Below are 26,664 nucleotides of genomic sequence, written 5' to 3' on the forward strand. Positions count from 1 at the left end.
CGTTCGCGGCTCCGCCGCCCCCGCCGCCGCCCCCGCCGCCCCCGCCGCCGCCTCCGCCGGTCCAGCCCGCGCCGCAGCCGCCGCGCGCCCAGACCCCGCCGCCGGCGCCCTATCCTTATCCCAGCGAGGACTTCGCGCCGCTGGAGCCGCCGCCGCGCCAGCGCCTGAAGCTGACGCCCACGGCCACCGACGACGAGTTCCGCACCATGTTCGACGCCGCCGGCGGCCGTGGTCCGGCGCCCGCGCCGGCCGAGCCCGCGCAGGACGAGGGCTGGAGCTGGAAGACCGTGCTGGGCGACGCCCAGAACAGCTCGCCGGGCGATGCGGCCCTGGGCGAGAAGCTGGCCGGCGAGATCCTGGCCATGGGCATCGACCCGTCGGCCCTGCTGCCGCGCGGCCGCATCGACGAGATCGCCGCCGCCATCCAGACCCACGACGAGAACGGCGCCCGCGAGGTGGTCAAGAAGCTGGCCCCGGCCGCCATCCGCCGCCTGGTCCGCCGCCTGTTCTCCGACGCGCCGCTGAAGAGCAACGCCGAGCGCTTCGTGCGCCGCTATGCCGGCATGATCAACGAGGCCGCCCAGCAGGACCGCGAGGGCTTCCTCGTGGCCGCCCTGCTGGCCTCGGAAGCCGGCCGCGCCTACCTGCTGCTGGACGCGGCGGCCAGCGACCTGGCCTGATCTGGTGCTGAAGCGCGCCTTCGACCTCTCCGCCTCGGCCGCGGGCCTGCTGGCGCTGGCCCTGCCGCTGCTGGTGGTGGCGGCGCTGGTGCGCGCCACCTCCCCGGGTCCGGCGCTCTACTGGTCGCAGCGGGTGGGGCGTGGCAACCGCCTCTTTCCCATGCCCAAGTTCCGCACCATGCGGATCGACGCCCCCGAGGTCGCCACCCATCTGCTGGACGATCCCGCCCGCTGGCTGACGCCGGTCGGCCCGTTCCTGCGCAAGACCAGCCTCGACGAGCTGCCGCAGCTGTGGAGCGTGCTGGTGGGCCACATGAGCCTGGTCGGCCCGCGCCCGGCCCTGTTCAATCAGGACGATCTCGTCGCCGCCCGCACCGCCGCCGGTGTCGACGCCCTGCGTCCCGGCGTCACCGGCTGGGCCCAGATCAACGGCCGCGACGAGCTGGCCATCCCCGACAAGGTGGCGCTGGACGCCGAATACCTGGCCCGCGCCTCGTTCCTGTTCGACCTGAAGATCCTGATCGGCACCGTCGCGCCGGTGCTGCTGGGCAAGGGCGTGCGGGGCTAGGCTCGACGGAACGGCCTCCGTGTACGGAGCGTTGGCCTGTGCCAACCGTTTCGGAGCACCCATCGATGAAGCCCATCGCACCGATCGCCCTTTCGCTCACCCTGATCGCCGGCGGGGCCATGGCCCAGGCCATCGCCCGCGACGAGACCCTGGCCGCCAAGGACGCCTTCACCGTCGGCCAGATCGAGGACGCCGACGTCATCGACTCGGCCAACAAGAAGGCCGGCGAGGTCGAGCACGTGATCCTCGACGCCGCCGGCAAGCCGACCGCCGTCATCATCGAGATCGACCGCGTGGGACCCGACAAGAAGGTCTCGGTCGCCCTGGCCGACATCTCGGTGGCGCCCGAGCCGGGCGATCCCAACGACTATCTGGTGCGCACGAAACTGACCAAGGACCAGCTGGCCAACCTGCCGGAATGGAAGCCGTAGGGGCTCTCCACACTTCCCGTCATTCCCGCCCTTGTGGCGGGAACCCCTATGTAAGCCGCAAGGGCAGGAGGGGCGGATCGCCGGCGATCCGCTTGCATCCCACGTGTTAGCGGAACCAGGGTTTCCCGCCACAAGGGCGGGAATGACGGGAGTTTTGGAGGAGAGGGCGGGGACGGAAGCGGGCGTCAGCCCAGCTCGCCGTACGCCTTCTCCACCGCCGCCACGAACGTCGCGTTCGCCGCCAGTTGGGCCGGGAACACAGCCTCCACCGCCAGAAACGCGGCCACGTCGCCCTTCACCTCGCCCGGCAGGGCCTGGACCACGGCCAGCAGGCGCTCGGCCAGCGGGTCGGTGACGGCGACGCCTTCGGCGGCGCGCTTCTTCAGGAAGTGGAACCAGGCGGCGATCGGCACGGCCAGGCGGTCGACGCCGCGGCCGGCCTCCAGGGCGTCCTTCACCGTGCCGAGGATGCGGAACGGCAGCTTCTGCGAGCCGTCCCAGGCGATCTGGCTCAGGAAGTGGCGGATCTCGGGATTGCGGAAGCGGTCGAGGATGGCCTCGGCGTAGGCGACCAGATCGAGGCCGCGCGGGGCGATCAGGGTGGGGATGATGTCCTGCACCATGAGGTCGCGGGCCAGGGTCTCCAGGGCCGGATCGCCGACCGCCTCGAACACCGTCTCGTGGCCCTTCAGCAGGCCGGCATAGGCCAGGGTGGAGTGCACGCCGTTCAGCAGGCGCAGCTTGGCCCGCTCGAAGCCGCGCACGTCGTCGGTCAGGGTGACGCCGACGGAGGCGAGGTCCGGGGCGTTCTCGCCCAGCACGTCCTCGACCACCCACTGGGTGAAGGCCTCGCGCTGGATCGGCCAGGCGTCGGCCAGGCCCGTGGCGGCCTGGACCCGGGCGCGCAGGGCGTCGTCGGTCGCCGGGGTGATGCTGTCGACCATGGTGCGCGGGAAGGCGGCGTTCTCTTCGATCCACGAGGCCAGGGCGGGGTCCACCGCCTCGGCGAAGGCGACCGTGGCCGCCTTAAGGCGCCAGCCGTTGTCGGCGAGGTTGTCGCAGGCCACGACCGCATAGGGCGGCAGGCCGGCGGCGAAGCGGCGGCGCAGGCCCTCGACGATGTAGCCCACGGCGCTGACCGGGCCGCGCGGCGAGGCCAGATCATGGACGATGTCGGGATGGCCGGTGTCGAGCTTGCCCTCGCCGGTCAGGCAGTAGCCCTTCTCGGTGACGGTCAGGGTCACGAGGCGCGTCTGCGGCGCGGCGAGGCGGGCGAACACGGCTTCGGGGTCTTCCGGCGCGACCAGCACTTCGAGGATCGAGCCGATGACGCGGAAGCTGGTCTCGCGATCCAGCTGGGCCAGGGTGTAGAGGCCGTCCTGCGGCGCCAGCGCGTCGCGCACGCCGGGGCTCTTCAGCGAGACGGCGCAGATGCCCCAGCGCGGGTCGCTCTCCAGCAGCCGGTCGAAATAGAAGGCCTGGTGGGCGCGATGGAAGGCGCCGGGACCAAAGTGGACGATGCCGATCTCCACCTTGTCGCGGTCATAGCCTGGCAGGGCCGTGCCGGGCAGGGCGGCCGGATAGCTGACGGCGCTCAGGCGCAGGGACGAGCTGGCGGCGGTGTCGGTGGTCACGGGGGCGCCTCGATAATGGGGGGCCGGCGGATCTGGCGTCCGCCCGAGGGCCTAGATGCGGCGCCGAGACACCGGTGGCAATCCCGTCTTCGCGGCGGTCGCGAGCAAGGCGCGCCGATCCGGGGGAAAGCGTCGCGGCGTTATAATTTTCACATAAAACCGAAGGGTGTATCGCCAATCTCGCCGCCGCAAGGGAAGAGCATGCGCAAGTTTCTGATCATCGCGGCGATGTTGGCGTCGGGTCTGGCGGCGTCGAGTTGCGACCGCGTCGAGGCCGACGCTCCGGCCGCCCAGCGGGCCGTGGTGACGCGGGCCTGCGTCGACGGCAAGCTGGCGGGGCTCGGCCTCAAGTACGACCGGATCGGCTGCGCCTGCGCGTCCAACGTGCTGCAGGCCCAGTTGTCGCCGGCGGCGATGACGGTGCTGGAGGACTATGCGCGGGGCCGCGAGAACGGCTTCGCGGCGGCCCTGCCGACGCTGTCGGCCGAGGAGCAGGCGCTGTTCGCCAAGGGCGAGGGCGGCACGGCCCTGGCCAAGGTAGCCGCCGACTGCCGCTGATCGCGGCTGACGAGTTTCAAGGAAAAATCGGGGGAGACGATGCAGACGAAACGCTATTTCGCCAGCCGGCGCGATTTCCTGGCCGCGGGCGGCCTGCTGGCCATGGGGGCGGCGCTGGCGCCGAGGAGCGCCCTGGCGCGCTCGCCGCTGCATGCGCCCAATCCGACGCCGCCTGCCGGCCCGGCCGAGGGCGAGTGGGACCGCCTGGCGCGGAACCTGAGCGGCGGGGTGCTGCGCGCCTGGGACGCCGACTACCAGGCCATCGCCCTGCCCAACAATCTGGAGTTCGCCGCGAACCTGCCCCAGGGCGTGGCCCGCTGCGGCTCGGCCGCCGACGTCGCCTTCGCCATCGGCTGGGCGCGCCAGAACGACGTGCCGCTGGTCGTGCGCGGCGGCGGCCACTCCTACGCCGGCTATTCGACCACCACGGGCCTGATGCTCGACACCGGCGGACTGAACCAGGCCAGCTACGACGCGGCCACGGGCGTCGCCCGGGCCGGGGCGGGGGCGCGCAACCGCGACCTCTATCGCCTGCTGCGCAGCCAGGACCGCGCCGTGACCCACGGCCGCTGTCCGTCGGTGGGGGCGGCGGGCTTCCTGCTGGGCGGCGGCATCGGCTTCAACATGCGCGCCCACGGCCTGGGCTGCGACCAGCTGGTCGAGAGCGAGATCGTGCTGGCCGACGGCTCGCTGCGAAAGCTGTCGGCCAAGGCCGCCGACCCGAAGGACCGCGACCTCTTCTGGGCCAGCCAGGGCGGCGGCGGCGGCAACTTCGGCGTCAGCACCTCGTTCTCGCTGCAGACCTTCGACGTGAAGGGCAAGGTCGTCACCGTGTTCGACCTCAGCTGGAGCCGCACGCCCTCCGCGCCGCATCCCAAGGTCTCGGTCGCCGAGCTGGGGGCCAGGCTGATGGCGGCGCTGGACGCCGCGCCGGACGTCCTGGGCTCGCGGGTGTCGTTCGGGGCGGTGACGCCGGCGCAGGTCAAGGCCGGCTACGACGTGCCGATCAGCCTGCTGGGCCAGTTCGTCGGGCCGCGCGACCAGCTGATGAAGCTGCTGCAGCCGGTGTTCGACCTGGCCAAGCCGACCGGCGGGGCGGGGGTGGAGGAGCTGCTCTACTGGCCGGCCCAGGACTTCCTGCACGAGGACGGCTTCGCCACCTTCTACCAGGAGCGCTCGGCCTTCGTGACCAATCGCAGGTTCGGGGTCGAAGACCTGGCCGCCGGCGTGGAGCTCCTGCGTCGCTGGCCCGGGACCTACGGCTATTGCGACCTGCGCTTCTTCCAGACCGGCGGCCAGATCAACGCCGTGGGCAAGGCCGACACCGCCTTCGTCCACCGCGACAGCCGCTGGCTGATGGTCAACGGCCTCTATTGGGGCGAGGCCGACTCGCACAACGAGGCCCGGATGAAGGCCAACCACGACTGGCTGGACGCCTGCTACACGATCATGCGCCCGCGGGCCGGCGGCGGCGCCTACCAGAACTTCGCCGACCCGGGCCTGTCGAGGGACCCGTCCAAGCCCGACTACTTCGCCACGTCCTACTACGGCGACAACCTGCCCAGGCTGAAGGCGATCAAGGCGGCGGTGGATCCCGACCGGGTGTTCAGGTTCGCCCAGGCGATCCCGGCCTAGGGGCTTTGGAGGCTCCCCCTCTGGGGGAGCTGTCGCCGAGCGACTGAGGGGGCGGCGAAGGCCGCGCTGACCCCCTCCGGCCCTCCGGGCCACCTCCCCCAAGGGGGAGGATCTTGTCGGCGCATCCTCAGGTCTTGCCGCCCCGCGAGTCGTGGCCTCCTAATCCCTCCACTTGGAGTTTCGTGGGGGATCCTATGCCTGACTTCGCCGTCCAGAACCGCCGTGCGCTGATGACCGGCGCCGCGGCCGCCACCCTGCTGGCGCCCGGCCTGGCCGCCGCCAAGCCGTCGGCGCGCGAGGCCGACATGGCCGCGATCCGCAAGGCGGCGGAGGCCGGCTACGAAGCCTCGGTCAAGCGCATCCGGGACTGGATCGCCCTGCCGTCGATCGCCGCCGAGAACCGCGACATGGACAAGGGCGCCGACTACATGGCCGCCCTGGCCCGCGACGCCGGCTTCCAGCAGGTGGAGGTCGTACCGACCGACGGCGCGCCGGGGGTGTTCGGCGTGCTCGACGTCGGGGCCAGGCGCTGGCTGGCCATCTACTTCATGTACGACGTCAAGCAGTACGACCCGGCCGAATGGGGCTCGCCGCCGCTGGAGGCGCGGATCGTCGACAAGCCGGGCTTCGGCAAGGTGATCGTCGGGCGCGGGGCGGTGAACCAGAAGGGGCCGGAGGGCGCGTTCCTGGCCGCGCTGCACGCCATTCGCGCCGCCGGCAGGAAGCCGCCGGTGAACCTGGTCTTGGTCTGCGAGGGCGAGGAAGAGATCGGCAGCCCCCACTTCCGCCAGATCGTCACCAAGCCCAACGTGCTGGCGGCCCTGAAGATGTGCGAAGGGGTGATCATCCCCGCCGGCTGGCAGAGCCCCAGCAACGGCGGCGTCAGCGTCAACCTGGGCGCCAAGGGCGTCGTCGAGTTCGAGCTGGTCGCCAGCGGCGCAACTTGGGGCAGGGGTCCCAGGACCGACATCCATTCCAGCGAGAAGGCCCGGGTCGACAGTCCGGCCTGGCGTCTGGTGCAGGCGCTGACGAGCCTGGTCAGCCCCGACGGCAACACCCCCGCCGTCGACGGCTATTTCGAGAAGGTCCGTCCGCTGACGCCGCGCGAGAAGGAGCTGATCGCCCTGGCCGCCCAGCGCATGAGCGAGGCCGACGCCAAGAAGGCCCTGGGCGTCGACCGCTGGATCGACGACCTGCCGTGGGAGAAGGCCCTGGAGCGCCTGGCCTCGCAGCCGACGATCAATATCGAGGGACTGGTCTCGGGCTATACCGGCCCCGGCGGCAAGACCGTGCTGCCCGGCCGCGCCGTCGCCAAGATCGACCTGCGGCTGGTGCCGAACATGACCATGGACGACGCCGTGGCCAAGATCCGCGCCCACCTCGACAAGCGCGGCTTCAACGACGTCGAGATCAAGGTCAGCGGCGGCTACGACCCGACCGAGACGCCCGAGGACAGCCGCCTGATCCGCGCCCAGCTGGCCAGCTACAAGCGCCTGGGCGCGCCGGCCACCCTCTATCCGCGGCTGGCGGGCTCGTGGCCGGGCACGGTCTTCACCTCGCCGCCGGTCAGCTTGCCGGCCGGACAGTTCGGCCTGGGCCACGGCAGCGGCGCCCATGCGCCCAACGAGTACTACGTGATCGAGAGCAGCAACCCAAAGGTCGAGGGGCTGGTCGGCGGCACGATGAGCTATGTCGACCTGCTGTACGAGATCGCCGAGGCCCGGTGAGCGACTCGAAAGCGGCGCGGCGTGGTCCGAGAGACGCGCGCCTCGACCCGACCGCTCGGATGGCCGCTCACAGGATGATGATCCGTGAACGGAGTTATCTGTGGTAATTGTTTTCTTACATGGCCAGCCGGGAGCGGCACGCGTCCGCCGCAAGGCGTCGGGCGCGGGTCATATATTGCCGTTCAGTCGTGGTTTTCAGTGTAACGCTCGCGAGATGAAAAACAGTGTTCGCCGCTCGAAGTTCGAGGTGTCGTGAAAAATTCAAGCAATAGCGCCGGTTTTTATTGGCAGTGTTGCAACGTTGCGGCGTAGGTCCTCCCCGAATTTTTGAGGGGATACCAACATGAAGCGTCATCAGAACTGGCTGGGCCTGTCGGTCAGCGCCCTGGCCCTGATGGTTTCGGCGCCGGCCCTGGCCCAGCAGGCGCCTGCCTCGGACGCCACGGTGACCGAAGAGATCGTCGTCACCGCCCAGCGCCGCAGCGAAAACATCCGCGACGTGCCGTTCGCCGTCACCGCGATGGGCAGCAAGACCCTGGCGGCCGTGTCGGCCGGCGGCGGCGACGTGCTGTCGCTCTCGGCCCGCGTGCCCAGCCTGCAGATCGAAAGCTCCAACGGCCGCTACGCCCCGCGCTTCTACATCCGCGGCCTTGGCAACGTGGACTTCGACTTCAACGCCTCGCAGCCGGTTTCCGTCGTGCTCGACGACGTGGTGCTCGAGAACGTCTACCTGAAGGGCTTCCCGCTGTTCGACGTCGACCAGCTGGAAGTGCTGCGCGGCCCGCAGGGCACGCTGTTCGGCCGCAACACCCCGGCCGGCGTGGTCAAGATCGACACCGTCAAGCCGGGCGGCGAGTTCGGCGGCTTCGGCTCGATCGCCTACGGCAATCTGGGCGCTGTGCGCGCCGAGACCGGCGTGACCATCCCCGTCAACGACACCCTGTCGGTGCGCATCGCCGGCCTGTGGAACCATCGCGACGACTGGGTCAACAACGCCTACAACCCCTCGTTCGCCGGCGACGGCGACGATCTCGGCCGCTTCGACGACACCGCCGCACGCGTTCACGTGGCCTGGAAGCCGACCGACCGCCTGTCGACCCTGCTGACCCTGCAGTCGCGCAACTACACCGGCACCGGCACGCTGAACCGCGCCAACGTGCTGACCAAAGGCTCCAATGAGCTGAACGGCAACTTCGACCGCGACACGGTCTATTACGACGGCGGCCGCAACAACCCGCAGAAGCAGCACACCACCTCGCAGACCCTGCAGGTGGCCTACGACTTCGGCCCCGCCACCCTGACCGGCGTGGTCGGCGCCTATCAGGGCCGCTCGGCCGGCGACGGCGACATCGACGGCGGCGTGGCCTCGGCCGCCTCGACCGCGCCCTACAAGACGCCGTTCAACTCCGAGACCGGCACCCTGTCGAGCGATCTGGACCAGAAGACCATGGAAGTGCGCCTGGCCTCGAACGGCGACGGCCGCTTCGGCTGGCAGGTCGGGGCCTTCTTCTGGGACGAGCGCTTCAACCTCGTCTCGGGCACCTTCAACGGCGTCGGCGGCCTGAAGCCGATCGTCATCGGCGACATCATCCAGCGCTCGGAATCCTGGTCGGTGTTCGGCCAGGCCAACTACAAGGTCACCGACGCCCTGAAGATCACCGGCGGCCTGCGCTACACCGAAGACAGCCGCGACTTCCACGGCGACCGGATCATCCCGGCCGGCAGCACCAGCACGGCCCTGCCGCTGTCGAACGTGCGCCGTTCGGTCGGCGACGAGCAGGTCAGCTGGGACCTCAGCGCGCTGTATGAAATCAACAGCGACCTGAACGCCTTCGCCCGCGTGGCCAAGGGCTATCGCGGCCCGTCGCTGCAAGGCCGGATCACCTCGTCCGACCTGATCACGGCGGCCAATTCCGAAACGGTGATGTCCTACGAGGCCGGCCTGAAGTCGCGCCTGTGGCAGGGCAAGGCCCGCCTGAACGCCACGGTCTACTACTACGAGGTCACCGACCCGCAGTTCACGGCCATCGGCGGCGAAGGCAACTTCAACCAGCTGATCAACGCCGACAAGGGCGAGGGCTACGGCCTGGAACTGGACGGCGACGTCTATCTGGGCGCGGGCTTCAGCCTGTCGGGCGGGTTCGCCTACAATCACACCGAGATCAAGGACAAGGATCTGCTGGTCGCCTTCTGCGGCGCCAACTGCACGGTCACCGATCCGATCGTCACGGTGGGCGCGACCCGTCGCGCCAACATCGACGGCAACCCGTTCCCGCAGGCCCCCAAGTACACGGCCAACATCACGCTGAACTACGTGCATGGCCTGAGCAACGGCACGGAGCTCTTCGCCTCGACCGACTGGGTCATGCAGAAGGACTTCAACCTGTTCCTCTATGAATCGGTCGAGTTCATGCAGGACACCAACTTCGAAGGCGGCGCGCGCGCCGGCTGGCGCAACCCGGCCCAGGGCCTGGAAGCGGCGGTCTACGTCCGCAACCTGACCGACGAAGCCAACGTCATCGGCGCGATTGACTTCAACAACCTGACCGCCTTCGTCAACGAACCGCGCACCTACGGCGTGCAGGTGACCAAGCGCTTCTAAGGACGCGCCTTTACTGAGACGACCGGCCCCCGGCGGCGTTCGCAAGGACGCCGCCGGGCTTTTTTGTGATCGAAGGCCCAAGCGGAGGGCGGCGGAACGAACGCGACCGCATCCGGGTTGAGCCAAGCCGGCGACAGACCGGCGAAGCTCGTTTGGGAGAGTTCACATGCGTCATACCCTGCTCATCGGCCTGGCCGCCGTCGCCCTGTCCGTCACCGCCTGCGAGAACAAGACCGAGAAGGCCGCCGAGGCCTCGGTCGAGAGCCAGAAGGCCGCCGACGCCGCGGCCCAGGCCTCGAGCGCCGCCGACACGACCGCCGACGCCAGCGCCCAGGCCGCGGCCGCCGGCGACACCAGCACGGCCAAGGCCGCGGGCGACGCCGCCGCTGCTGCGGGCGAGACCGCCGAGAAGGCCGGCGACAAGGCGGAAAAGGCCGGTGAAAAGGCCAAGGACGCCGCGCACTGACGTTTGAAAGGCGGCGCGTCGCGCCGCCTTTCCTCCGGCTTCAACCCCAGGATGACCCGCCTGCGGTCGGTATTTCCCGCCTCAGGCCGTCCAGCCGCCGTCGATGGTCAGGCTGGCGCCGGTCATGTAGCCGGCGTTGGGGCCGGCCAGCCAGGCGACGAGGTCGGCGATTTCCTCGGGCTTGCCGATGCGGCCCAGCGGCAGGCGGGGCGTGATGTAGTCCATCAGGCCGGCGGTCATGTCGGTCGCGACCGGCCCGGGCTGGACGTTGTTGACGGTGATGCTGCGCGGGGCGAAGTCGAGCGCGGCGCCGCGCACCAGCTGGGCCACGGCCGCCTTGGTCATGGCGTAGACGCTGGAGCCGGGCGCGCCGATCCGCTCGGCCGTGTTGCTGCCGATGGTGACGATGCGGCCGCCGTCCAGCAGGTGCGGGGCGGCGTGGCGGATGGCCGCGAACACCCCGCGCACATTGACCGCCAGCATGCGGTCGAAGTCGTCGAAGGCGTACTGGTCGATGGCGCCGGGGATCAGCACGCCGGCGTTGACGACCAGCACCCCCAACTTTCCGAACCGCGCGACGGCGGTCTCGACCGCGGCGCGCACCGCCTCGGCGTCGGCGCTGTCGGCCTGGAGGGGCAGGGCGGTTCCGCCGCTCTCCTCGATGGCGGCGGCCAGGGTCGCGGCGCTGCCCGGCGAGCTGGCGTAGGTGAAGGCGACCGGGCGTCCCTCGGCGGCGAGGCGACGGACGATGGCGGCGCCCATGCCGCGCGAGCCGCCGAAAACCAGGGCGGGGGCAGGGGAGGGAGAGGCGGTGGTCATGGCGATGTTCCATTATGGACTGATTGATCCATAACAACTGCGAATTCGGGATCGATCAGTCAAGAATAATTCTGGACTGATCGATCAAGATCGTTAGGATGCGACCATGGCCAGACCTTCTGAATTCGACCGGGACGAGGCGATCGCCAGCGCGATCAAGGTGTTCGCGCGCCACGGCTACGAAGCGGCCTCGACCAGCGACCTGATCGAGGGCATGGGCATCGGCCGTCAGAGCCTCTACGGGGCGTTCGGCGACAAGCGCCGCCTGTTCCTCGAGGCCCTGCGCCGATACGCGGCCGGCTCGCTGGCGCAGATGGTCGAGGCGCTCGCGTCACGTGACCATGCGGCCGACGCGGTGGAGACCGCGCTGCTGGTCGGGCTCGGCTCTTCCGATGAGCTGGAAAGCGGCTGCCTGGGCGTCGGTTCGATCGTCGAGTTCAGCCGCTCGGATCCGGAGGTCAACGCCCTCAACGACGAGGCCGCCCGCGCCGTCGTCGCCGCCTTCGCCGGCCGCGTGCAGGGCGGGATCGCCGCCGGCGCGTTCGACGCCGGGCTCGATGCCGAGGCGGTCGCCCGCATGCTGCTGACCCTGCGCTCGGGCCTGAAGGTGGCCGCACGCGGCGGGGCAAGCGAGGACGAACTGCGCGAGGCCGCACGCCTGGCCCTGCGGGGGCTGGCGGCGAAGAGTGTCGGCGCATGATCGCTTCGTCATCCCGGAAACGGCGAAGCCGTTATCCGGGACCCAGGGGGACTGGACACGGCTGATCGATCAGGCGCCCCGGCGATGGCCAAGTGTGGTGAGGCGGCCCCTGGGTCCCGGCTCTCCGGACCGCTGCGCGGCCCTCCGGCCGGGGTGACGACCGAAGGGGCGTAGGCGATCGAATGCTACGCCCTACAGCGTCACGCCCGACTTCCAGATGGCGATCTCGCGCTCGCCGTTGCGTTCGGCCTTGGTCTCCTGGCCCGAGGCCGTGGCGATCACCAGGTCGAGCAGGGAGTCGGCGGCCTGGTCCATGGTCTGGCCGTCCAGCACCACCCCGGCGTCGAAGTCGATCCACGAGGGCTTGCGGGCCGCCAGGGCGCTGTTGGAGGCGATCTTCAGGGTGGGTGCGGGGAAGCCCAGCGGGGTGCCGCGACCGGTGGTGAACAGGATCACCGTGGCGCCCGCCGCCGTCAGGGCGGTGGACGACACCGCGTCGTTGCCCGGCGCTTCCAGCAGCGTCAGGCCGTGCGGACCGACCCGCTCGCCGTAACGCAACACCTCGACCAGCGGCGCGCGGCCGCCCTTCTGCACCGCGCCCAGGGACTTTTCCTCCAGGGTGGTGATGCCGCCGGCGATGTTGCCGGGCGAGGGGTTCTCGTAGATGGGCTGGTTGTTGTCGATGAAGTAGCGCTTGAAGTCGTCGATCACCGCGACGGCCTCGTCGAAGATTTCGCGGCTCGCGGCCCTCTGAAGGAGCACGTTCTCGGCCCCGAACACCTCGGGGATCTCGGTCAGCACCGGCGTGCCGCCGGCGGCGGCCACCTTGTCGGCGATGCGGCCGACCAGCGGGTTGGCGGTGACGCCGGAGAAGCCGTCCGAGCCGCCGCACTTGAGGCCCACCACCAGTTCGGAGATCGGCGCCGGCTCGCGGCGGTCCTGCTCGGCGATGGCGACCAGTTCCTCGATGGCTTCGAGGCCCTGCTCGTACTCGTCCTCGACGAACTGGGTGGTGAACGAGCGCAGGCGGGCGGGATCCAGGTCCGGGGCGCTGTCGAGCAGGGCCTTGAGCTGGTTGTTCTCGCAGCCGAGGCCCAGGATCAGCACGCCGCCGGCGTTGGGATGGGCTGCCAGGCCGGCGATCAACTGGCGGGTGTGGGACAGGTCATCGCCCAGCTGCGAACAGCCGAACGGGTGGGGGAAGGCGAACACCCCGTCGATGCGGCCGGCGAAGCGGGCGTTGGCCTTCTCGGCGATGCGGCGGGCTGTGTTGGCCACGCAGCCGACGGTGCACAGCACCCAGATCTCGTTGCGAGTGCCCACCCGGCCGTTCTTGCGGCGATAGCCAAGGAAGGTGCGGTCTCCGACCACTTCGGTGTTGTCGGTCGCGGCCGGGGCGTAGGCATAGCCCTCGACGCCCTCCAGGCGGGTTTCGACATTGTGGACGTGCACGTGGTCGCCGACGGCGATGTCGCTGGTGGCCCGGCCGATCGGCCAGCCGTACTTCAGCACGTCCTCGCCTTTTGCGGCGGCGCGGACGGCGATCTTGTGGCCCTTGGGGATGTCACTGCGCACCAGGATCGACTGGCCGTGCAGGTCGATGGTTTCGCCGGCCGCCAGAGGCCGCAGGGCGGTGGCGACGTGGTCGCGCGGGTCGACGCCGTGGATCGATTCGCCGGGGAGGGAGGCTGTTTCGCTCATCTGGGTCTTTGTCTTTGCGACTTTTTGTGCTGCCATCCGGTCCTAAGGGAGTGGAAACCGGTGTCAAGGGTGTCGATGGCGTGCTTTTTGCCGCTTGATTGGCGACGCTTTGGACGCTGGAGTATGACAAAAAACGAAAACCACTGCATGGAAACGCCGTGACCTCGTCTAAGACGCCAAACAAGTCCGCCGACGACACGGATGTGAACGCCGCGCTGGAAAGCGGTCGTCGCCGCGCCACCATCAACGACATCGCCCGCCTGGCCGGGGTCTCCAAGAAGACCGTCTCGCGGGTCATCAACCAGTCGCCGTTCGTCCGCGAGGAAACCCGCCAGCGGATCGAGGCGGTGATCGCCGAGTGGGGCTACGCCCCCGATCCCCAGGCCCGCGGCCTGGCGTTTCGCCGCTCGTTCCTGATCGGCATGATCTACGACAACCCGAACCCCCAGTACGTCGTCAACATGCAGCTTGGCCTGCTGGACGGCATGCGCGGCTCGGGTTTCGAGCTGGTGGTCCATCCCTGCGACCGTTCCAGCCCGACCTTCCTGCAGGACGTGCGGATGTTCATCGAGCGGCAGAAGCTGTTCGGGGTGATCCTGCCGCCGTCGGTTTCCGAAGACGAGCGCGTCGCCGACCTGCTGCGCGAGATCGGCTGTGAATACATCCGCATCGCCTCGGTCCCGCTGGACGAGGAAGAGCACATGATCGTCGGCCACGACCGGCTGGGCGCCCAGGCCATGGGCGAGCACCTCGTGGGCCTTGGCCACGAGCGCATCGGCTTCATCACCGGCCTGCCCAGCTTCCGTTCGTCGCACGAGCGGCGAGGGGGCTTCGAGGACGCCCTGGCGGCGGCGGGGCTGAAGCTCGACCCGGACTATGTGGTGCAGGGCGCCTACACCTTCGAATCGGGCCTGGCCGCCGGCGAGGCGCTGCTGGCCAAGACCCCGCGTCCGACCGCCATCTTCGCCGGCAACGACGAGATGGCCGCCGGTGTGCTGCAGGCCGCCCGCCGTGCGGGACTGACCGTGCCCGAGGACCTGACCGTGGTCGGCTTCGACGACTTCCAGATCGCCCAGGCCGTCTGGCCGCCGCTGACCACCGTCCACATCCCGACGCGCCAGGTCGGCCGCATGGCCGCCGAGAAGCTGATCGCCCGCGAGGGCAAGGAACCAGGCGATCCGGCGACCACGATCCCCTATCTGGTGGTCCGCGAGTCTTCCGCCGCTCCCAAACCTGTGTAGGGTGCGCGCCGCGCCCTGCACCTTGCACCAAGTTCTGACACCGGTTACCAAGCGCCTCGAAGCGACCCGCTAGGGTTCGAGGCGAAGGGACGAGGAGACACGCCATGGCCCGCCCCCTGATCTTGCACGACGATCGCCTGTTCCCGGCCGATCCGACCGTGCGCGGCATCGCCCGCGAGCTCTATGCCACCGTCGCGGCCCTGCCGATCATCAGCCCGCACGGCCACACCGACCCGGCCTGGTTCGCGACCAACGAGCCGTTCCGCGACGCCACCGACTTGCTGCTGGCGCCCGACCACTACGTCTTCCGCATGCTCTACAGCCAGGGCGTGGCGCTGGACGACGTGAAGGTGCCGCGCAAGTCCGGCGTGCCGGCCACCGATCCGCGCGCGGCCTGGAAGGTGTTCGCCAAGAACTTCCACCTCTTCCGCGGCACGCCGTCGTGGATCTGGCTGAACCACGTGTTCGGCAAGGTGTTCGGCTTTACCGAGTTCCTCGGCGAGGACAACGCCGACGCCTATTTCGACGGCATCAACGAAGCGCTGGCCACCGACGCCTTCCGCCCGCGCGCCCTGTTCGACCGCTTCAACATCGAGACCCTGGCCACCACCGAGGGCCCGCACGATCCGCTGAAGCACCACAAGGCCATCCGCGAGAGCGGCTGGGGCGGCCACGTCATCACCGCCTATCGCCCCGACGCGGTCATCGACTTCGAGGACGAGCGCAGCCCGCGCGCCTTCGAACGCTTCGCCGAGATCTCGGGCCAGGACGTCTACAGCTGGAAGGGCTATCTCGAAGCCCACCGCATCCGCCGGGCGGCCTTCATCGAAGCCGGCGCCACCTCGTCCGACCACGGCCATCCGACGGCGGCCACGGCCGACCTGTCGGAGGCCGAGACCGAAGCCCTGTTCGCCGACCTGGTGAAGGGGAACGTCACGCCGGCCAAGGCCGAACTGTTCCGCGCCCAGATGCTGACCGAGATGGCCAAGATGAGCCTCGAGGACGGCCTAGTGATGCAGATCCACCCCGGCTCGCACCGCAACCACAATGTCGGCCTGCTGGAATCGCACGGGCGCGACAAGGGCGCCGACATTCCGATGCGCACCGAGTACGTGGATGCGCTGAAGCCGCTGCTGACGCGCCTGGGCAACGACCCGCGCCTGTCGATCATCCTGTTCACCCTGGACGAGACGACCTACAGCCGCGAACTGGCCCCGCTGGCCGGCCACTATCCGGTGCTGAAGCTGGGCCCCTCCTGGTGGTTCCACGACAGCCCGGAAGGCATGATGCGCTTCCGCGAGCAGGTCACCGAGACCGCCGGCTTCTACAACACCGTCGGCTTCAACGACGACACCCGCGCCTTCCTGTCGATCCCCGCCCGCCACGATGTCGCCCGTCGCGTCGACAGCGCCTTCCTGGCGCGCATGGTGAGCGAGCACCGCATGGATCTGGTGGAAGCTCAGGAGCTCATCGTAGACCTGACGTACAATCTGCCTAAGAAGGCCTACAAGCTCGATCAGCCGCGGCCGCTACCGGCCCCGGCGCTCGCCGCCGAATAAGAACACCACTTCCGGAGTAAACTCGATGTTCGCCAAGACCTACCACGCCACCCATCCGGACATGATGTTCGCGGTCAGCAACGACGACCTGCGCGACCGCTACCTGATGCAGGACCTCTTCGTCGAAGGCGAAGTCGTCCTCAACTACAACCACGCCGAACGCTTCGTCGTCGGCGGCGTGGTCGCCGTGGGCGCCGTGAAGCTGCCCGACCAGACCGAACCGGCCTCGGCCGCCGGCCACCCGTTCCTGGAGCGCCGCGAGCTGGGCGTGATCAACGTCGGCGAGACCACCGGCAAGATCACCGTCGACGGCGTCGCCTACGACATCGTTCCGCGTGACGGCCTGTACGTCACCATGGGCGCCAAGGAAGTGACCTTCGAAGGCACGGGCGGCGAAGCCGCCCGCTTCTACCTGGTCAGCCTGCCGGCCCACGCCGCGTTCGAGACCAAGAAGCTGGCCTTCGCCGACGCCATCCCGCTGGAGCGCGGCGCGCTGGAGACCTCCAACGAGCGCACCATCTACCAGTACATTGTGCCGACCACCTGCAAGTCGGCCCAGCTGCTGCTGGGCATGACCGTGCTGAAGCCGGGCAGCGTCTGGAACACCATGCCGCCCCACCTGCACGACCGTCGCTCGGAAGCCTATTTCTACTTCGGCCTGGGCGAGAACGACCGCGTGTTCCACTACATGGGCGAGCCGGACGAGATGCGTCACATCGTGATCGCCAACGAAGAGGCCGTCATGAGCCCGCCGTGGTCGATCCACATGGGCTCGGGCACCGCCAACTACACCTTCATCTGGGCGATGGGCGGCGAGAACCTCGACTACACCGACATGAACGTGCTGGACATCTGCCAGCTGAAGTAGGCGTAACACGCCGCCCGCGTTCCTTCGGCCGTCATCCCGGCCGAAGCATAGCGTAAGCCGGGACCCAGGGGCAGCCGCAGCGCGCCGGCCCCTGGGTCCCGGATCGGCCTTCGGCCGTCCGGGATGACGACACTTTGGGATTCAGGAAACTAAGCACCATGGCCAATCCGTTCAGCCTCGAAGGCAAGGTCGCGCTCGTCACCGGCGCCAACACCGGCATCGGGCAGGGGATCGCCATCGCGCTCGCTCAGGCCGGCGCCGACATCGCCGCCGCGGGCCGCAGCGAACCGACCGAGACCAAGGCCGCCGTCGAGGCCCTGGGCCGCAAGTTCGTGTCGATCAAGGCCGACTTCTCGACCATCGAGCCCGTCCAGCGCGTGGTCGACGAGACCGTCGCCGCCCTCGGCAAGGTCGACATCCTGGTCAACAACGCCGGCATCATCCGCCGCGCCGACTCGATCGAATTCTCGGAAGCCGACTGGGACGCGGTGATCGACACCAACCTGAAGGTCGTCTTCTTCCTCACCCAAGCCTTCGCCAAGCAGGCCCTGGCCCAGGGGACCGGCGCCAAGGTGATCAACATCGCCAGCCTGCTGTCGTTCCAGGGCGGCATCCGCGTGCCGTCGTACACGGCCGCCAAGTCGGGCCTGGCCGGCCTGACCAAGATCCTGGCCAACGAGTGGGCGACCAAGGGGATCAACGTCAACGCCATCGCCCCCGGCTATTTCGACACCAACAACACCGAGGCCCTGCGCGCCGACGCCGACCGCAACGCCTCGATCCTGGCCCGCATCCCGGCCGGCCGCTGGGGCCGTCCGGAAGACCTGGGCGGCGCCGCCGTTTTCCTGGCCTCGTCGGCCGCCGACTACATCCAGGGCGTCACCCTGCCGGTCGATGGCGGCTGGCTGGCGCGCTAAGCTCCACAGTCTTCGGGAATACCGAACGTTCGATCCCCGCGAAGGCGACTTCGCGGGGATTTTCCGTTCTGGGGCGCGCCGGGACCCAACTGCATCCTCTCGCGCACAAAATGCGCGCCATTGAATGATGGTAGCGCAACCATATCACCGTCCGGCTTCCCCCCGGCGGCGAAGGGCGCTAGAGCCCGCACAGCGTTCGTCCGGGCCGGGTTGGACGCGAGAACCGTTAGATCAGTTCTTACAGTCCTGACGATCCGCCGCTCCTCCTCGCGGCGGTGATGGAGCATGCGCATGCGCGACTCGGCCCTCTCCCTCGGCTCAGACCGACCCACCAGCCGTGATGTCCGGCGGAACGCCAATCTGCTGGGCGAACTCCTGATCGAGGCCATCGCCTATCTGGAAGGCGACGAGGCCGGCGAGCTGGTGACCAAGGCCCGCAAGGCCGCCTCGCACGAGACCGCCGACGGCGAGGCCCCCGGCCTCGACCACCTGTTCGCCGACCTGTCCAACGAGCAGGCCATCTTCCTGGCCCGCGCCTTCGCCAGCCATTCACTGCTGGCCAATATCGGCGAGGACGTCGCCGGCCGCCGCCGCCACGCCGAGGCCGACGCCCAGCCGGGCGACGAGCGCGCCCGCACCCTGGTCGACGCCGTCGCGGCGCTGAAGGCCGAGGGCAAGACCGACGCCGAGCTGGCCAAGGTGTTCGCCGCCATGAACGTGGTGCCGGTGCTGACCGCTCACCCGACCGAAGTGCGTCGCCGCAGCATGGTCGATCGCGAGACCGAGATCTCGCGCCTGATGACCCTGCGCCGCCATCACCTGCCGGCCGACCTGGAAGCCGACATCCGCGAGCGCCTGTTCCGCGAGATCGCCCTGATGTGGCGCACGCGTCTCTATCGGCCCGAGCGGATCACCGTGAAGGACGAGATCCGCAACGCCCTGTCGATCGTCCGCACCTCGATCCTGCCGGCCATGGTGGATCTCTACGAGGAATGGTCGGGCAAGATCGGCAGCCACGGCCACATCGCGCCGCTGCTGAAGATGGGCTCTTGGCTGGGCGGCGACCGCGACGGCCACCCGGGCGTCAACGGCGAGACCCTGAAACTCGCTTTGTCGTCGCAGTCGCGGGTGATCCTCGACTGGTACGCCGGCGAGGTGCGCAAGCTGTGGTCGAACCTCGCCGTCTCGACCGCCTACACCCCGGTGTCGCAGGAGCTGCTGAACCTGGCCTCGCAGGCCAAGGACCCGTCGGTGCATCGCCTGGACGAGCCCTACCGTCTGGCCCTGGAGCTGATCTTCGACCGCCTCACGGCCGTGTCGCAGAAGCTGACCAACCAGTGGGTGGCCTACGCCACCAGCCGCACCGACGTCGCGCCCTACGACCATCCCGACGCCTTCGTCGCCGACCTGCAGATCATCATCGACTCGCTGGAAGCCAGCGGCGGCGAGCGCCTGGTCGGTTCGTCGCTGCGCACCCTGGTCGCGGTGGCCAAGGCCTGCGGCTTCCACCTGATGAGCCTGGACCTGCGCCAGAACGCCGACGTCCACGAGCGCACGATCGACGAGCTCTACCGCCGCGCCGGCACCGGCGTGCGCTATCTGGATCTCGACGAGGAAGCTCGCTCGGCCCTGCTGATCGAGGAGCTGTCGCACCAGCGGCCGCTGGTCTCGCCGTTCACCGCCTACAGCGAAGAGACGGCCAAGGAACTGGCGACGATGGAAGCCGCGGCCCAGGCCGTGCGTGACTATGGCCACGCCTGCATCGGGGCCTACATCATCTCCAAGTCGGCGACCCTATCGGACATCCTCGAGCCGCTCGTTCTGCTCAAGCAGGTCGGCCTGGTCTGGGGCGGCGCGGCGCCGCGCTCGTCGCTGAAGATCGCCCCGCTGTTCGAGACCATCGAGGACCTGGAGAACGGTCCGCGCGTGCTGCGCCAGTGGCTGGAGCTGCCGATCAGCCGCACCATCCTGGGCGACCGGCCGGTGCAGGAGATCATGCTCGGCTACTCCGACAGCAACAAGGACGGCGGCTATGTCGCGTCTCGTCGGGGCGTGGCGCGCGGGGCCTCTGCCCTGGCGTTCGAGGCCGACCGCATGGGCGTCGGCATCCAGCTGTTCCACGGCCGCGGCGGCAGCGTCGGGCGGGGCGGGGGACCGGCCGCCGAGGCCGTGCTGGCCCAGCCGGCCGGCACCGTCCAGGGCCGCATCCGCATGACCGAGCAGGGCGAGATGATCGCCCGCCGCTTCGGCGACCAGCCGACGGCTCGGCGCAATCTCGACGGTCTGGCCGCCGCGGTGGTGCAGTCCAGCCAGCGTCCGGCCCACCGCCCCGATCCCAAGGTCGAGGGTGCGATGACCGCCCTGGCCCAGGCCTCGTTCGAGGGCTACCGGGCCCTCGTCTATGACGACCCGGCCTTCGAGGACTTCTTCTGGTCGGCCACCCCTATCGGCGAGATCGTCGGCCTCAACATCGGCAGCCGTCCGGCCAGCCGCACCGCCAGCCGCAAGATCGAAGACCTGCGCGCCATCCCGTGGGTGTTCAGCTGGTCGCAGGCCCGCTTCATGCTGCCGGGCTGGTACGGCTTCGCTTCGGGCGTCGAGCGGGCGGGCCTGTCGACCGGCCAATTGCAGGACCTGGCCGGCGGCTTCGACTTCTTCGCCTCGCTGCTGTCGAACATGGAGCTGGCGCTCGCTCAGAGCCACATGGGCATCGCCGCCCGCTACGTCGCCCTGTCGCCCGACCAGGACAACGCCCAGCGGATCTTCGAGACCATCAAGCGCGAGCACGACGCGGCCCAGACCATCGCCCTGGCCATCCGCGGCGGTTCCAGCCTGCTCGACAACCAGCCGGAGCTGGCCGAGTCGGTGACCCTGGCCGGCCACTCGGTCGACCCGCTGAACCACCTGCAACTGGAGCTGCTGGCCCGCCGTCGCGGCGGCGAGCAGGCCGAGGACGTGCGCCTGGCCATCCAGCTGACCGTGGCCGGCATCGCCGCCGGCCTGCGCAACACGGGCTGACCTGAAAAGGGGCGCGCTGATCGCAAAATCAGCGCGCCCGTCAAAAAACTCAGCCGCTCGCGCCCAGCGTTTTCTACAGGCTTGCTCAAATGCCGAAACTGCGCTTATCTGTTCATGACACCGGTGACAACGCGAGCCGAGCTCGATTTGATACCGGTGTCATGACGTTTTGGTCCGCTTCGCGCGGCCGGGCGTCCTGCGGCTCTTTGAGTTCGCTCCTGCGCAAACTTTTCCAGGGCGTCGGGCTTTTGCCCGACGCCCTTCATTTTACCCAGAGAGCGCGTCGGGCTTAGGCTCGGCGCCCTTCATTTTACCCGGACCCACCCAGTGGGGCAGGGCGGCTGAAATTGACGTGGCGGCAGCCTCGGCCTGTGGCGCAAGCCGCGCGCGCGGGCTAAGGGATCGCCGAACAGATCTTCCACGCGCGGGGCGCTCAGCGGCGCATCGCGCAAGACCATCCCTTCCGGGAGGAGTACGCGAATGCTGAAGAACCGTATGGCGGTGCTGCAGGCCCTTGAGACCCAGGGCGTGGTGCCGGTGTTCTACCACCCGGACGTCGAGATCTGTAAGAACGTCATCCAGGCCTGCGCCGACGGCGGCGCGCCCTGCATCGAGTTCACCAATCGCGGCGACTTCGCCGCCAACGTCTTCTACGAAGTCACCAAGCACTTCGCCTCGGCCGATCCGCGCGTGATCATGGGCGTCGGCTCGATCGTCGATGCGCCGACCGCCGGCCTATACATCGCCAACGGCGCCAAGTTCATGGTCAGCCCGATCGTCAACGCCGACGTGGCCAAGCTCTGCAACCGCCGCATGATCCCCTACAGCCCCGGCTGCGGCTCGGCGACCGAGATCTCCTACGCCCAGGAACTGGGCTGCGAGATCGTCAAGGTGTTCCCCGGCTCGTCGGTCGGCGGCCCGGACTTCATCAAGGCCGTGATGGGCCCGATGCCCTGGACCAAGATCATGCCGACGGGCGGCGTCGATCCCGACGAGGCCTCGATCAAGAAGTGGTTCGGCGCGGGCATCGTCGCCGCCGGCATGGGCTCCAAGCTGATCACCCAGGAAGCCCTCGACGCCAAGGACTACGCCGGCATCTCCAGGAAGGTGCGCGAGACGGTCGACCTGATCGCCAAGGTGCGCGGCAAGGCCTGATGAGCGATCCGATCCTTAAGCTTCGCCCGGCGTCGGAGACCCGCTGGGACTGCGCGGCCCTCGGCGAGGTGATGCTGAGGCTCGATCCCGGCGACGGGCGGGTGCGCAACGCCCGCCAGTTCCAGGTCTGGGAAGGCGGCGGCGAGTACAACTTCGCCCGCGGCATGAGCAAGTGCTGGGGCAAGCGCGCCACCGTGGCCACCGCACTGCCCGACAGCGATCTCGGCTGGCTGGCCCAGGACCTGATCGGCCAGGGCGGCGTGGACATGTCCCACATCGTCTGGCGGCCGTTCGACGGTCTGGGCCGCAACACCCGGGTCGGGCTGAACTTCACCGAGCGCGGCTTCGGCGTGCGCCCGGCACTGGGCGTAAGCGACCGCGCCAACTCGGCCGCCTCGCAGCTGCGTCCCGGCGAGATCGACTGGGAGCGGCTGTTCGGCGACGAAGGCGTGCGCTGGTTCCATACCGGCGGCGTGTTCACGGCCCTGGCGTCCAACACCGCCGAGGTGGTGCTGGAGGCCCTGGAGGTCGCCAAGAAACACGGCGTGATCGTGTCGTTCGACCAGAACTACCGCGCCTCGTTGTGGAAGGACCGCGGCGGCCTCGACGCCGCCCAGGCCCTGAACCGCAAGATCGCCGCCATGACCGACGTGATGATCGGCAACGATCATGACTTCGTGGTCTGTCTGGGGATGGAGATCGACGGCCTGGTCAAGGGGCTGCCGCCCACCGACCCGGCCAACTTCAAGACCCTGGCCCCGCAGGCGGTGAAGGCCTTCCCGAACCTCAAGGTGCTGGCCACCACCCTGCGGGCCGTGCGCTCGGCCAGCGTCAACGACTTCGGCGCCATCCTGTGGGTCGACGGGGCCTTCTACGAAGCCCCGATGCGCGACGGCCTGGCCATCTACGACCGCATCGGCGGCGGCGACGGCTTCGCCTCGGGCCTGGCCTACGCCCTGATGGAGAACCTCGGACCCCAAGCCGCCGTCGACTACGGCGCGGCCCACGCGGCCTTGGCCATGACCACCCCCGGCGACACCTCGATGGTGCGGCTGAAGGAGGTCGAGGCGTTGGTGCAGGGGGCTGGGGCGCGGGTTATTCGGTAACGCCGAGAACCCCCTCCGGCCCTCCGGGCCACCTCCCCCAGAGGGGGAGGATCTGGAAGCGCCGCGCCAAGTAGATGCTCCCCTTCTGGGGGAGCTGTCGCGGAGCGACTGAGGGGGGTCTTTCCCCATAAGAAAAGCCCCGGTCCTGCGACCGGGGCTTTTCCATATCTCATTCCGTAAAATCCCCGCGAAAGCGGGGACCCAGGCTTTTTCTGAAACGCGCGGCGCTCGACGATAAAACACCTGGGCCCCCGCTTTCGCGGGGGTTTTACGGTGGTTGGAATTACTTCCCCGCGCTCACCGCCGGCCCGTACAGCAGCCCGTTGAACAGGAACTTGAAGGTCCCGTACGACTGCGCCCGCTGGGTGATTTCCGGACCCATGACGAACAGCTTGCCCTTGCCCACGTCGACGTCGAGGATCGCCGTGGTGTCCTTCAGGCGGTCCTGGCCGACGGCCCAGCCGCTGCGCAGGGGCTTGTCGCTGTCGAACCACGAGACCTTCGACACGCCCTTGGCGTCCGACTTCAGGGTGAAGGTCGGCGAGCGGTCGTAGAAGATGTCCACGTCCGCCGGGATGCCGTAGGCCAGGGGCTGGGTGACGTCGACCTTGGCCCGCAGCACCGAGCCGGGGATGTAGAGCTCCTTGGTCGACAGGCCCACCAGCTTGCCGTTCTCGGTCTTGGCCGTGGCCACCTCGACCGGCGCGCCGAAGGCGGTGGCCAGGCGCGTGGAGGCGCCGATGGCGATCACCGTGCCGCCGTTCTCGGCGAAGGCCTTCAGCTGGGGCAGGGTGGTCTCGTCGGTCACCGTGCCCAGCCACGGGCGGTACTCGGCCGGGATCTCTTCGGGCTTGGGCTGCGGATAGCCGCGGCCGGCGCGGAACGGACCGCCGGCGGGCGCGGGCACCACGCCGTCGGCGAACACCAGCACGTCGAAGTCCTTGGCCAGGTCCCCGGCGTCGAGGCGCTGGGGGTAGACGACCTGGAAGGGCGCCTCGAACTTCTCGAACATCCAGCGGTTCCAGCCCGAGGGCATCGAGCCGCCGTAGACGTCCACCAGGCCGATGCGCACCGGCTTCAGGGCGATGGCCTTGCCGCCGGGCTTCGAACCCGTCGCCCAGGCGTCGATGCCCAGTTCCTTGACCCCGGCCGTGATCACGGTCGCGGCGGCGGGCGAGTAGGGGACCCAGATGGCCCCGGCCGCGAAGCTCTGCTTGCCGGACTTGGCGCCGTCCTTCAGCCACGAGACCTGGGCGCCGGCCTTCAGCAGGCGGTTGGTCAGGGTGAAGGCGTTGTTGGGCGCGTGATCGATCAGCCAGCCGGCCTTGCCCGAGCCCTTCACCGCGCCCGGCTTGACGGCGATCAGGTCGGGCACGCGGGCGAACGGTCCGTCGAAGCCGTCGAGCACGCGGTCGAACTTGATCCCGGTCTGGTAGGCCAGGGTGTAGCCGGTGACGTCATAGGGGGCCTTGGGCGGACCGCCCGGATACTCGGCGTCGTGCGGGTGGTCCTGCGGCTCGAACATGTCGAGGATGTGCGGGCGATAGGCCTGGGCGGTCTTCACCACATAGGAGCCGGCCGGATAGGTCTTGCCGGCCACGGTGAACGGCTTGGTGGCCTCATCGACGTCGACGCCGGCCTTGATCAGGGCGTTCAGGAACGCCACCACGGTCGGCTTGTCGGCCTGGTCGGCGGTCAGGATGTAGCCGCGCGGGTCACGCTTTTCCGGGGCCTGCAGGATGGTCTTGTAGAGCGATGGATCGACCGACGCCGAGGTCGGCGAGCCGGTGACCTTGCCGTCGAACTTCACCTTGGCGCCGGCTTCCTTCAGCTCGTCGATCTCGGTCGGGGTGATCGTCCAGCTGTCCTTGGAGCCCTTGGCGATCGAGTTCGACGCCATCTTCCAGATGTTGAACAGCATCCGCTCGCGGTTGCGCGAGGCGTAGTCCATCACCGCCCGGTCCAGGCTCCACTGGTACTCGACCGTCTGGGCCAGATGCCAGGTCTGCGGCGGGGCGGGCATCGGGCGGTCGCCGTTGGGCAGCTGCACGTCCGGCACCAGGTTCAGCGGCATCGGCGTCGGCCCGCCGGTGATCTCGGTCAGCAGGCCCACGGCGTTGTGGAAATAGGCGATGGAGCGTTCCATGCCGTTGTGCCAGGTCGAGTAGGGCGCGGCGCTGCGGGCGCCCGAGCCCGGCTTGTCCTCGGCCACCAGGCGGCTGTGCATGGCCATGCCCACCTCCTGAAGCGAGGTCATGACCAGCGGGTCGTAGTTGTAGTTGAAGGGGTCGCGGAACGGCGGCACGAACACCACCATGCCGTTCGGGGCCGGCTGGTGCTGGTTGTAGATGATCTGCGGATACCAGTCGCGGAACAGCACCTTGTTGACGTTGGTGGTCTCGGACATCTGCGACATGAAGCTGTCGCGGTTGTTATCGTGGCCGACGTACTTCTGGTACAGGCGCGGGATCGAGTTGAACTCGCGCTTCTGCGGGTCGGCGTTGCGCATGTACCAGTCGGACACCAGCTCCATGCCGTCCGGATTGTCGTGGCCGAACAGCACGATGACGTCGTCGAGGATGCGCAGCGTCTCGGGGTCGGTCTTGGTCAGCATCCGGTAGAGCACCTGGATCTGGCCCTGCGAGGTCACCGTCTCGGTGGCGTGCATGCCCGCGTCGATCCAGACCACGGCCTTGCCGGTGGCGGCCAGCTTTTCGGCCTCCTCGCGGGTGACCTCGCCGCGCGCCAGCTTGCGGGCGACGGCCTTGTATTCGTCCAGCTTGGCCAGGTTGGCGGGCGAGGATACGATGGCCACCCACTGGGTGCGGCCTTCCTCGGACTTGCCGATGTCGACCAGCTTCATGCGGTCCGACTGGCCGGCCAGGGTCTTCAGATAGGCCTCGTAGGCGGTGTAGTCGGCCAGGAAGTAGTCGCTGCCGGGATCCTGGGCGAAGGCCTGGGCGGGCGGGGTGATCTCCGCGGAATAGGCGGCCTGCCCGCCAAGGGTCATCACCAGCGCCAGGGCGGCCCCGGCCATCGCTACGTGTCGCGTCATCGCACTCCCCATCCACCAAAGCGGGGCGCTTGTTTCGCTGGCCCCCTTAGCTTGACGCAGGCGGAGCATGAAACCGCACGTGGAGCCAGTCGGGACGCAAAAAATGGTTCGCGGCGGCCAGGCTTGCCCCGCGCCGCCGGATGCGGCATCAGCAGGCCGCACAACGGATCCGGCCTCGCCGGATGGCTACCCCGGGCGCCGATCCCCCGGGAAACCCGCACCCA

Annotated in this window: 18 protein-coding genes, 3 pseudogenes and 1 other annotated feature; of the genes and pseudogenes, 17 read left to right on the top strand and 4 right to left on the bottom strand. The window is 69.1% G+C overall.

What is annotated here, in order from left to right; all coding sequences use genetic code 11:
* The 3 genes and pseudogenes from AC07N1_RS18045 to AC07N1_RS18055 all read left to right on the top strand — a co-directional run.
* Positions 1–680 (top strand): annotated as a pseudogene (locus AC07N1_RS18045) (polar localization protein TipN); the annotation flags it as partial.
* A 7-nt stretch (positions 681–687) separates the two neighbouring features.
* Positions 688–1,248 carry a sugar transferase gene (locus AC07N1_RS18050; protein ID WP_494673097.1) on the top strand — a complete coding sequence of 187 codons (561 nt, stop codon included), beginning with the start codon at positions 688–690 and terminating at the stop codon, positions 1,246–1,248.
* 65 nt (positions 1,249–1,313) lie between these two features.
* Positions 1,314–1,679 (top strand): PRC-barrel domain-containing protein, encoded by a 366-nt coding sequence (locus tag AC07N1_RS18055; RefSeq protein WP_494673040.1) that lies wholly within the window; start codon positions 1,314–1,316, stop codon positions 1,677–1,679.
* A 185-nt stretch (positions 1,680–1,864) separates the two neighbouring features.
* On the opposite strand, the gene AC07N1_RS18060 is transcribed toward AC07N1_RS18055, so the two are convergent.
* Complete coding sequence (locus AC07N1_RS18060) at positions 1,865–3,313, bottom strand: mannitol dehydrogenase family protein (protein ID WP_494673041.1); 1,449 nt, start codon at positions 3,311–3,313, stop codon at positions 1,865–1,867.
* Between the two features lie 201 nt (positions 3,314–3,514).
* Here AC07N1_RS18060 and AC07N1_RS18065 point away from each other — a divergent pair, with 201 nt between their 5' ends.
* The 5 genes from AC07N1_RS18065 (at position 3,515) to AC07N1_RS18085 (ending at position 10,301) form a co-directional block, all read left to right on the top strand.
* Positions 3,515–3,871 (top strand): hypothetical protein, encoded by a 357-nt coding sequence (locus tag AC07N1_RS18065; protein WP_494673042.1) that lies wholly within the window; start codon positions 3,515–3,517, stop codon positions 3,869–3,871.
* Between the two features lie 39 nt (positions 3,872–3,910).
* Complete coding sequence (locus AC07N1_RS18070; protein WP_494673043.1) at positions 3,911–5,506, top strand: FAD-binding oxidoreductase; 1,596 nt, start codon at positions 3,911–3,913, stop codon at positions 5,504–5,506.
* Positions 5,507–5,700: 194 nt separating this feature from the next.
* Positions 5,701–7,233, top strand: a complete 1,533-nt coding sequence (locus tag AC07N1_RS18075) for a M20/M25/M40 family metallo-hydrolase (RefSeq protein ID WP_494673044.1) — start codon at positions 5,701–5,703, stop codon at positions 7,231–7,233.
* A 343-nt stretch (positions 7,234–7,576) separates the two neighbouring features.
* A complete protein-coding gene (locus AC07N1_RS18080; RefSeq protein ID WP_494673045.1) occupies positions 7,577–9,835 on the top strand; it encodes a TonB-dependent receptor in 2,259 nt (752 codons plus the stop codon).
* 166 nt (positions 9,836–10,001) lie between these two features.
* Positions 10,002–10,301 carry a hypothetical protein gene (locus AC07N1_RS18085; RefSeq protein WP_494673046.1) on the top strand — a complete coding sequence of 100 codons (300 nt, stop codon included), beginning with the start codon at positions 10,002–10,004 and terminating at the stop codon, positions 10,299–10,301.
* 81 nt (positions 10,302–10,382) lie between these two features.
* On the opposite strand, the gene AC07N1_RS18090 is transcribed toward AC07N1_RS18085, so the two are convergent.
* The gene (locus AC07N1_RS18090; protein ID WP_494673047.1) at positions 10,383–11,120 is read right to left on the bottom strand and encodes an SDR family oxidoreductase; all 738 of its coding nucleotides are present in this window, start codon (positions 11,118–11,120) and stop codon (positions 10,383–10,385) included.
* Positions 11,121–11,226: 106 nt separating this feature from the next.
* Between AC07N1_RS18090 and AC07N1_RS18095 the strand changes: the two genes are divergently transcribed.
* Positions 11,227–11,820, top strand: a complete 594-nt coding sequence (locus AC07N1_RS18095) for a TetR/AcrR family transcriptional regulator (RefSeq protein ID WP_494673048.1) — start codon at positions 11,227–11,229, stop codon at positions 11,818–11,820.
* Between the two features lie 192 nt (positions 11,821–12,012).
* Here AC07N1_RS18095 and AC07N1_RS18100 read toward each other — a convergent pair whose 3' ends face one another.
* Positions 12,013–13,521 (bottom strand): UxaA family hydrolase, encoded by a 1,509-nt coding sequence (locus AC07N1_RS18100; protein WP_494673049.1) that lies wholly within the window; start codon positions 13,519–13,521, stop codon positions 12,013–12,015.
* A gap of 158 nt (positions 13,522–13,679) precedes the next feature.
* On the opposite strand from AC07N1_RS18100, the gene AC07N1_RS18105 reads away from it, so the two are divergent.
* The 8 genes and pseudogenes from AC07N1_RS18105 to AC07N1_RS18140 all read left to right on the top strand — a co-directional run bounded on the left by AC07N1_RS18105 (position 13,680) and on the right by AC07N1_RS18140 (position 23,385).
* A complete protein-coding gene (locus AC07N1_RS18105; protein WP_494673050.1) occupies positions 13,680–14,762 on the top strand; it encodes a LacI family DNA-binding transcriptional regulator in 1,083 nt (360 codons plus the stop codon).
* Between the two features lie 104 nt (positions 14,763–14,866).
* Positions 14,867–16,321, top strand: coding sequence for a glucuronate isomerase (uxaC, locus tag AC07N1_RS18110; protein ID WP_494673051.1), 1,455 nt, complete (start codon positions 14,867–14,869; stop codon positions 16,319–16,321).
* Between the two features lie 25 nt (positions 16,322–16,346).
* Complete coding sequence (kduI, locus tag AC07N1_RS18115; protein WP_487291007.1) at positions 16,347–17,189, top strand: 5-dehydro-4-deoxy-D-glucuronate isomerase; 843 nt, start codon at positions 16,347–16,349, stop codon at positions 17,187–17,189.
* 32 nt (positions 17,190–17,221) lie between these two features.
* Positions 17,222–17,317, top strand: a pseudogene (locus AC07N1_RS18120) (hypothetical protein); the annotation flags it as partial.
* 30 nt (positions 17,318–17,347) lie between these two features.
* Entirely contained in the window at positions 17,348–18,106 is a 759-nt protein-coding gene (gene kduD, locus AC07N1_RS18125; RefSeq protein WP_487291008.1) for a 2-dehydro-3-deoxy-D-gluconate 5-dehydrogenase KduD, read from the top strand.
* Between the two features lie 291 nt (positions 18,107–18,397).
* Positions 18,398–21,124, top strand: a complete 2,727-nt coding sequence (gene ppc, locus AC07N1_RS18130; protein ID WP_494673052.1) for a phosphoenolpyruvate carboxylase — start codon at positions 18,398–18,400, stop codon at positions 21,122–21,124.
* Between the two features lie 480 nt (positions 21,125–21,604).
* Positions 21,605–22,279, top strand: a complete 675-nt coding sequence (locus AC07N1_RS18135) for a bifunctional 4-hydroxy-2-oxoglutarate aldolase/2-dehydro-3-deoxy-phosphogluconate aldolase (RefSeq protein WP_101715169.1) — start codon at positions 21,605–21,607, stop codon at positions 22,277–22,279.
* A complete protein-coding gene (locus tag AC07N1_RS18140) occupies positions 22,279–23,385 on the top strand; it encodes a PfkB family carbohydrate kinase (protein WP_494673053.1) in 1,107 nt (368 codons plus the stop codon). Before AC07N1_RS18135 ends, AC07N1_RS18140 begins: the two co-directional genes overlap by 1 nt.
* A gap of 283 nt (positions 23,386–23,668) precedes the next feature.
* Here the strand turns inward: AC07N1_RS18140 and AC07N1_RS18145 are convergent.
* Positions 23,669–26,443 (bottom strand): annotated as a pseudogene (locus AC07N1_RS18145) (M14 family metallopeptidase); the annotation flags it as partial.
* Between the two features lie 159 nt (positions 26,444–26,602).
* Positions 26,603–26,656 (top strand) — a sequence feature (sul1 is cis-regulatory element that is thought to sense ions involved in sulfur or methionine metabolism; They are found in Alphaproteobacteria).
* Positions 26,657–26,664 lie beyond the last annotated feature (8 nt).

This window comes from Caulobacter sp. GW821-FHT09B11, assembly GCF_059418205.1.

Excerpts from the sequence above, each read along its gene's own strand:
- AC07N1_RS18055 (WP_494673040.1), top strand. The coding sequence starts at position 1,314 with ATGAAGCCCATCGCACCGATCGCCCTTTCGCTCACCCTGATCGCCGGC.
- AC07N1_RS18065 (WP_494673042.1), top strand. The coding sequence starts at position 3,515 with ATGCGCAAGTTTCTGATCATCGCGGCGATGTTGGCGTCGGGTCTGGCG.
- AC07N1_RS18070 (WP_494673043.1), top strand. The coding sequence starts at position 3,911 with ATGCAGACGAAACGCTATTTCGCCAGCCGGCGCGATTTCCTGGCCGCG.
- AC07N1_RS18075 (WP_494673044.1), top strand. The coding sequence starts at position 5,701 with ATGCCTGACTTCGCCGTCCAGAACCGCCGTGCGCTGATGACCGGCGCC.
- AC07N1_RS18080 (WP_494673045.1), top strand. The coding sequence starts at position 7,577 with ATGAAGCGTCATCAGAACTGGCTGGGCCTGTCGGTCAGCGCCCTGGCC.
- AC07N1_RS18085 (WP_494673046.1), top strand. The coding sequence starts at position 10,002 with ATGCGTCATACCCTGCTCATCGGCCTGGCCGCCGTCGCCCTGTCCGTC.
- AC07N1_RS18090 (WP_494673047.1), bottom strand. The coding sequence starts at position 11,120 with ATGACCACCGCCTCTCCCTCCCCTGCCCCCGCCCTGGTTTTCGGCGGC.
- AC07N1_RS18095 (WP_494673048.1), top strand. The coding sequence starts at position 11,227 with ATGGCCAGACCTTCTGAATTCGACCGGGACGAGGCGATCGCCAGCGCG.
- AC07N1_RS18100 (WP_494673049.1), bottom strand. The coding sequence starts at position 13,521 with ATGAGCGAAACAGCCTCCCTCCCCGGCGAATCGATCCACGGCGTCGAC.
- uxaC (WP_494673051.1), top strand. The coding sequence starts at position 14,867 with ATGGCCCGCCCCCTGATCTTGCACGACGATCGCCTGTTCCCGGCCGAT.
- kduI (WP_487291007.1), top strand. The coding sequence starts at position 16,347 with ATGTTCGCCAAGACCTACCACGCCACCCATCCGGACATGATGTTCGCG.
- kduD (WP_487291008.1), top strand. The coding sequence starts at position 17,348 with ATGGCCAATCCGTTCAGCCTCGAAGGCAAGGTCGCGCTCGTCACCGGC.
- ppc (WP_494673052.1), top strand. The coding sequence starts at position 18,398 with ATGCGCGACTCGGCCCTCTCCCTCGGCTCAGACCGACCCACCAGCCGT.
- AC07N1_RS18135 (WP_101715169.1), top strand. The coding sequence starts at position 21,605 with ATGCTGAAGAACCGTATGGCGGTGCTGCAGGCCCTTGAGACCCAGGGC.
- AC07N1_RS18140 (WP_494673053.1), top strand. The coding sequence starts at position 22,279 with ATGAGCGATCCGATCCTTAAGCTTCGCCCGGCGTCGGAGACCCGCTGG.